5 protein-coding genes are annotated in these 7,694 nt (G+C 29.4%); all 5 read right to left on the bottom strand.

What is annotated here, in order from left to right:
• Positions 1–87: 87 nt before the first annotated feature.
• Positions 88–948: a class I SAM-dependent methyltransferase gene (locus Q0352_RS01840; RefSeq protein ID WP_299522699.1), complete on the bottom strand. Its 861-nt coding sequence runs from the start codon at positions 946–948 to the stop codon at positions 88–90.
• A 2-nt stretch (positions 949–950) separates the two neighbouring features.
• Positions 951–1,799, bottom strand: a complete 849-nt coding sequence (locus tag Q0352_RS01835) for a sulfurtransferase (protein ID WP_299522696.1) — start codon at positions 1,797–1,799, stop codon at positions 951–953.
• Between the two features lie 120 nt (positions 1,800–1,919).
• Positions 1,920–3,791: a tRNA uridine-5-carboxymethylaminomethyl(34) synthesis enzyme MnmG gene (mnmG, locus tag Q0352_RS01830; RefSeq protein WP_299522693.1), complete on the bottom strand. Its 1,872-nt coding sequence runs from the start codon at positions 3,789–3,791 to the stop codon at positions 1,920–1,922.
• 33 nt (positions 3,792–3,824) lie between these two features.
• Complete coding sequence (gene ybeY, locus Q0352_RS01825; protein ID WP_299522690.1) at positions 3,825–4,238, bottom strand: rRNA maturation RNase YbeY; 414 nt, start codon at positions 4,236–4,238, stop codon at positions 3,825–3,827.
• Positions 4,239–4,247: 9 nt separating this feature from the next.
• Positions 4,248–7,526, bottom strand: coding sequence for a DUF4175 family protein (locus Q0352_RS01820; RefSeq protein ID WP_299522687.1), 3,279 nt, complete (start codon positions 7,524–7,526; stop codon positions 4,248–4,250).
• Positions 7,527–7,694 lie beyond the last annotated feature (168 nt).

Raw genomic sequence — 7,694 nt, 5'->3', positions numbered from 1 at the left:
TGGCTTTAATCTAATATTAACTTTAAAAAGGAATATAAAGATATATCTAAACTGATTAAACGCTCTTAAATCGTTTTAAAATCAATTTTAAGTGTTTTTTATAACATAAATTAACGAAGAATACTCTTTAGAACTCAAAGCTTTTAAATTTGACAACAAACCAATATAAAAGGCACTTATAAAACTACTTTTTCCATTTTTATAATTTTCACTTAATAGAGAAACATAAAACGAATCAAACTTCATTGGAAGTATTTTTTTAACAGCCATATTCTCTTTTGAAAAAAGTAACTCAATTGACTTTTTTGAGAAATGCCATAAATGTCTTGGTACATCAAAAGCTGCCCAAAACTGTTTATAATAGTTAGCGTCGTAACTTTTAAAATTTGGAACTGCAACAACTAAAACACCATTTGGCTTTAATAATTGTTTTAAATTTAGAATGTATACCTCTAAATTCGGAACATGTTCTAACACATGCCACAAGGTAATTACATCAAATTTTTCAGAATTGATATCTGTCAAATTAGTATAAACTTTTGAAATGCTACTTGCTGTCAGTTTGCTTTCTGCCAAACTTTTTGCTTGATGGTTTGGTTCTACTCCTACTACGTTCCATCCGTTATTTTTACAATTCAATAAAAAATCACCTGTTCCACAACCAACATCTAATAGGTTTTTTTGCTCAGTTTTAAATGAATTAATCAAGCTTAATTTCTTATTTAAAGTATAACCTTTAACAATTTGATATAACTTATCTGTAAATGATTTCTTTGAATCTGTATGAGAGATATAATCTGAGCTTTCGTAATAATTGCCTAAATCTTCCAATTTAGGTTGAGGAAAAGTCTCGAGCATATCAAATTTTTCATTGTATACTAAATCAAATTTTTGGTTTGAAACAGTATAATCTTCACAGGTAATTTTTTTGATTTTTGAAAAATCCATTCTTAAAAATTTGTATTTATTGTAGCAATATTTTTATTATTTCTAGACCATTCACTCCAAGAACCTACGTATAATTTTGGGATATCTAATCCAGCATATGCAATTGCCAACAATGTATGACATGCAGTTACACCAGATCCACAATGAACAATAATATGATCTGATTTTATATTTTCAAAAACAACTTGATATTTTTTATTTAATTCTTTGGATGTTTTAAAAAGTCCATTCGGATCTAAATTGGTAGAAAAAGGAATATTAATAGCTCCCGGAATATGACCCGCTACCAAATCTAAAGGTTCTTTAATTCCAAGATATCGTTCCTCTTCACGCACATCAACAACAATATAATTTTTGTCTTGGGAATAATTTTCAACTTCAGAAATATCAGCTTGTGGAAGTTTATAATTCGCAAAATTATAGGAAGCCGTTTTCTTTGCTTCTACTAATTCTGAATTAATAAGAAAACCTTTCCTCTCTGCTTCTTGAATACCACCATTCAAAACTTGAACTTTATCGTGTCCAATAGCTCTTAACATCCACCAAAAACGAGCAGCTGAATTTGCTCCGTTTTTATCATCATAAATTACAACGTGACTTTTTTCGTTAATTCCAAGACTTTTTAATGTTTGAGAAAATTGCTTAATTGTAGTTAAAGGATGTCTTCCTCCAATGGAAACATCTTCTTTAATATTTGATAATTGAGTGTTTAAATTAACAAACAAAGCGCCATCTAAATGTTTAGCTTTATAACTAGTTTCATTACTAGCATCAACAATAACTAAAGTTTCTAATTGATGAATCTCTATAAGTTCTTTAACTTCTATTATTGGGGATATAGTATTACTCATTTTTTAGATTAACAACCTTAAAATTACTAATTATCTTGACTGATTTACAACTTTAAATATCAGGAATAAACATCAATTATTACTGATAATTATTATTTGTTCCACGTGGAACGTTAAAAATCACCTTCCCATATACACCAATAAAACAGAAATATCACTTGGTGAAACTCCACTAATTCTACTCGCTTGTGATATAGTTATTGGTTTAATTTTTGTTAATTTTTGACGTGCTTCTATTGATAACGACGCTACTTTATAATAATCAAAATTAGAAGGAATAGAAACATTTTCTAATCTATTTACCTTGTCAGCTTGATTCTTTTCTTTTTCAATATAGCCTGCATATTTTACATGAATTTCAGTCTGCTCTACAATCTCTCGATCAATTGAATTCTCTAAAATAAACGCTTCAACTTTAGCTAATTTCCGAAGGTCATCAAAGTTTAATTGAGGCCTTGCAGCTATTTTAAAAAGCTTCATAGATTGCGAAACTTGCGCTGTATTGTTTTCATCTAAGATTGGATTTATCTCTTCAGGCTTGACACTTGTTTCAATTAAAAACTTCACAAATAAGTCTGTCTTTTTTTGCTTTTCAACCACTCTATCCATTCGCTCTTTTGAAGCTAATCCAAGTTTAAAAGCCAAAGGTGTTAATCTTAAATCAGCATTATCTTGGCGTAATAATGTTCTATATTCAGCTCTTGAAGTAAACATTCTATAAGGCTCTTCAGTTCCTTTTGTGATTAAATCATCTATTAAAACACCAATATAAGCTTCATCTCTTTTCAATATAAAAGCATGTTTACTTTGAATCTTTAACGCTGCATTTATACCAGCCATTAAACCTTGAGCCGCTGCTTCTTCATAACCTGTTGTACCATTTATTTGTCCAGCAAAATATAAATTTTCTATAAGCTTCGTTTCTAAAGTATGCTTCAATTGTGTTGGTGGAAAATAATCGTATTCAATAGCATAGCCAAATCTAAGGAATTTTACATTTTCAAAACCAGCCACTTTTCGAAGTGCCTTGTCTTGAACATCTTCAGGTAAAGAGGTGGAAAAACCATTTACATACGTTTCTATAGTGTCCCAACCTTCAGGTTCAATAAAAAGTTGGTGACGTTCTTTAGTAGCAAATCTATCAATCTTATCCTCTATAGATGGACAATATCTCGGCCCAATACTTTGTATTCTTCCATTAAACATGGGTGACCTTTCAAATCCCGTTCTTAATAAATCATGCACTTCCAAAGAAGTATAAGTCATATAACAAGAACGTTGTTCAACCAATGATTTTGTAGAGGGTAAATATGAAAATTTCTCAGGGTTTTCATCGCCAGGTTGTTCAATCATTTTTGAAAAATCTAATGACCTCGAATCAACTCTTGGCGGTGTTCCAGTTTTCATTCTTCCAGATTCAAAACCTACTTTTATCAAATCTTCTGTAATACCAATTGAAGCACTTTCTCCTGCTCTTCCTCCTCCAAAAGTTTTATCACCAAGATGCATTAATCCATTTAAAAAAGTACCAGCTGTTATAATAACAGACTTTGATTTTATTTCAATTCCTAACGAAGTTTTAACACCTACTACCTTACCATCATCAAATAATAAACCGACAACATTATCCTGATAAAAATCTAAATTTTTAGTTTGCTCTAACATCGTTCTCCAACATTCTGCAAAACGCATTCTATCACTTTGAGCCCTTGGGCTCCACATTGCAGGCCCTTTAGATTTATTCAACATTTTAAATTGAATAGCTGTTTTATCTGTTACAATTGCACTATAACCTCCTAACGCATCTATCTCCCTAACAATTTGCCCTTTTGCAATTCCTCCCATAGCAGGATTACAACTCATTTGGGCAATATTTTGTAAATTCATTGTTATTAAAAGTGTGTGCGCACCCAAGTTAGCACTAGCTGCAGCAGCTTCACTTCCGGCGTGCCCACCTCCAACAACTATAACATCATAAACCGAATTAAACATATTTGTTTGTATTGTGTTCCACGTGGAACGTTATTAAGATTCTAATAAAGCTAAACATTTATCTTCTTCACTCCTCATTTCTGCTTTTGCAGCATCCGTTTTATCTTTATAGCCCATATAATGCAAAATACCGTGAATTAACACCCTATTCAATTCATTATCAAATGTTTGAGTGAATAAATTAGCATTTTCTTGAACTCTTTCTACTGAAATAAAAATATCTCCACTAATTAGCTTACCTAACGTATAATCGAAGCTAATAATATCTGTTAAAGTGTCATGTTCTAAAAATTCAACATTCAATTTAAGTAAATATTCATCATCACAAAAAATGTAATTTAATTCACCTTCCGTAAATCCACGTGTTTCAATACACTCAGAAATCCATTTTTGTATGGCCTCTTCATTCACTAATTTAAAATCAGTTTCGTAATTAAATAGAATCATTTTAAAATTTTATTTTTCTGTCTTAAAGTACTCTTGCACTTTCTTTTTATAAATTGTGCGCAAAGGTAATGATTGTCTATTTAATATTTCGTTATAATTAAAATACTGATTTTGAAGTTTTAATTTATCAATACTTCTATTTTGAAACTGTTCAATATTCGTTTCAGATTTTCTCATTTTATCTTCACCTTGTTGTAAAGTAGCTTTTTCTAATTTTAACAATTCATAATTCAACTGCTCCATCTTTTGAATGACCTCTCTAGTGAAACCTTTTTCTAGTAAAGCCTTTTCTAAATCTTCCATTTGCTTTATAGCTTCACCTGAACCACTACCCGATTTCTTCCCATCCTCACCTAACATTTCTTTGAGCATTTCTCTTAATTGAGATTGTTGTTTGTAAATTTCATACAAATCACCGTCCATTTGCTCCCCACTTTCACCAGGATTTTCCCCTTTTTGTTTACCATCTTTCTCACCTGGTTTCTCACCTTTTTTCATTCCTTCTTTCATTTGTTCAGTCAATTCTCCTTGCTTTTTAATAACATCTGGCAAACTAAATTCCTGAGAACTTCCTTTTCCCTTACCAAAACTAGGTGAAGCATTCATTAAACTCTCTAATAAATTACTCAACGAATTTGCTAAATTATTAACCGCAGTAATCACAAATTGTTGATTAGAAATTCCCTGATCAAATCTGTTTTCAGTAAAATTCAATAAGGATTCATCAATGTTATAATGAGCATCAGAAACTTCATTTTGAATAGCCGTACCCATTTTCACAATACGTAAAGAAAGCACATATAAACTATCATCAACATGTTCAAAATATTCTTTTAAAATATGTTGTTGTTTAATATTTTTTGGATATTCAGGATGGTGATTATCTGAACTAGCAAATTTATTTAAAAGAGCTTCCTGTTGGAATGAAAACTCAATTAGGTTCTCAACAATCTTTCGTAAATCATCAATATTTTCATCAATGGATTCTCCTTCGGCAGCTTCCATAGATTGCTCCATAGATTGCGCTAATTCCTTCATCTTCTTAGAAGCAGACTTTTGGCTTTTTTTAGCTTTGCTTGATTGTTGTTCTTTTAAATCTTCTAATGCTTTTTTTAAATCTTGATCAATATCTTTTTTTTCATCTTCCGTATTAGGAAGTTTCATTGGGCGTTGTAAGTCTTTATTTTGATTTTCTAATTCATTAAAATCTTTTTTTATTTCCTCAAATTCTTTATTAATTTCTTCCTGTTTTTCAACCGTATTTTCTTCTTCTTTTTGTTTAGACAATTCATTTTCCTTTTCTGCTAGTTTATCTAATTTTTCAGAAATTTGATTTGCTTTTTGCTCCACATAAAAACGTTTTGTGAGTTCCAAAATACGCTCTAAACTTCGCTCATTTTGTTTATTTTTTTTTGCAAGCTCTTTTAATTTATCAATCAAATCTTCCTTTTCAAGTTTATTGGTAAGCTCTTTAAGTTCCTCCAACATTTTTTCTTGATTCGCTAATTTCTTGGTTTCTTCAATTCTCTTTTGAAGCTCTTCCTTCTTCTCTTTTAAATTTTCGTTTTGTGGTTGCTCATTCAAATTCTTTTCCAGCTGATTTGTTTGCTTCTGAAACATTTCTTGATATTGCGATTGACGTTTTATAAATTGTTCTAATTGTTTTGTGTCATTCCAATTAATTTCAGCCTTCTTTTGAATTGAATTTTTAAACTTTTTTAGTTCTGAATTTGATTGTTTCGATTTTGCAACAATTTTTGAAATATTACTAATAGCTTCCTTTTGCTCGTTTAATAATTCTTCTTGCAATTCCTTTTTGGTTTTATTATAATAACTAAAAACACGACTCTTCGTTTTCTTATTTCCATTCACAGCATCGTTATCAAAAACTTCAAAATAGAGTTCATAAGCTACGCCTTCATCAATTTTAATTCCATCAGGGAAAACATAATAAAAGTCTGAAAAAGAAGCTTTTGAAACCTCTATTAAGTGCTTTTTAGATTGTTTTGGGTTATTATTATCATAATATACCAATTGAAGCTTATTAATACCGTAATCATCGCTTAATTGACCAATAAACTGAACTGGACCATGACTAATTGAATCAATATCTGATTTTACAATAATTTTAGGAAGTTCGTCTGAAATAACCTGAATCGCAAAATTTAAAGACTCGTGATTTAAAAGTTCTTGATTAGAAGTTGAAATTTTATAATTAATAGAATTGTATATCTGCTTTGAATAACTAAAATAATCTTTGGTGCTTTGTGTAAAATTTTCTTCTTCTTGTTGATTTGAAATAAAACTTATAGCATTTGTTTGATGCGTTTCAACTTGCCAAGAAATTTGAGTTCCTTGTGGAACAATTGCATTTCCAGTATTTTGAATTACTTCATTACGTTTACCAGTGTACTTAGGATAATTTAACACCATTTTTAAATTAGTAATAACAGGTGTTGCGATACTGCTAATTTTATAACTTTTAGAACTAATTCCGTTGGCTTCCAAATAGAAATCAATAGTGTGTTTTATATTTGTAAAATGATATTCAAACTTTCCAAATCCTTTATTTTCTAAATAATAATTTTCATCTGAAAAATTAATTTTAGCATCTTCTGGAATTACGTTTCCAACAGTTTCAATTTGTAACGTAAATGGTTCTCCTTCTATTACATTAAATGAATTGTTTAAAAGAACAAAAGAAAATGGTGCTGGTGGTTCAAATTGAGTGTTATAATGAACAACTCTAGAAAAACTTTCATTAAAAATAGTGCTATTACCCGTTATATAAACTAACAACCAAATTACAATAGGAATAAAAGCAAATTTAATAAACTTCTTGTTTTTTGAATAATCAATGGCGCCTCTAAACGGTATCAACTGTATTTCTTTAGATTTTTGCTCAATACTAGCTTCAATAAGTTCAGAATTAGACTCAGAATTATGTAACTGAATCATATTCAATAATTTATCACTTATTTCAGGAAAGTGATTTCCAATAATTTTAGCTGCTTCAACCTCAGTAATACCATTTTTAAAACCTATTAATTTAATAATTGGTATTATTATATAGAACGTTAATAAACTTAACTCAACAACTATAAAAATCCAAAATAAAACAGTTCTTGCTAACGGTTTTAACCATAAAAAATACTCAATAAAAAGAACAATTATAAAATACAATAACCCAATGGCAAAAAACAACAAAAGCCCTTTAATAAGCTCATTAAAATAGAACTTTTTAATAAAATGTTGAAGCTTGACTTGTATGTTTTTAAAACTACTCAATAGATTTTTTCAATTTTAATGAAAGATAAAATTAACTAAAATTAAATACAATTAAATTTTTAGACTGATTAAAATAAAAAATACGGTTTTACCATAAAAATTTAACGATTTTTCCTTACTCACTAATAGCGATATTAAAATACTTTTGAAAAGAACCCTGCAAAGAAA

Source organism: uncultured Lutibacter sp., assembly GCF_937891065.1.
GTDB lineage: Bacteria > Bacteroidota > Bacteroidia > Flavobacteriales > Flavobacteriaceae > Lutibacter.
Note: the sequence above shows the minus strand (reverse complement) of the source record. Positions and strands in the feature narration are given on the sequence as shown.

Bases quoted from the DNA above. Each gene is read 5' to 3' on its own strand.
- mnmG (WP_299522693.1), bottom strand. From the start codon at position 3,791: ATGTTTAATTCGGTTTATGATGTTATAGTTGTTGGAGGTGGGCACGCC.
- Q0352_RS01840 (WP_299522699.1), bottom strand. From the start codon at position 948: ATGGATTTTTCAAAAATCAAAAAAATTACCTGTGAAGATTATACTGTT.
- ybeY (WP_299522690.1), bottom strand. From the start codon at position 4,238: ATGATTCTATTTAATTACGAAACTGATTTTAAATTAGTGAATGAAGAG.
- Q0352_RS01835 (WP_299522696.1), bottom strand. From the start codon at position 1,799: ATGAGTAATACTATATCCCCAATAATAGAAGTTAAAGAACTTATAGAG.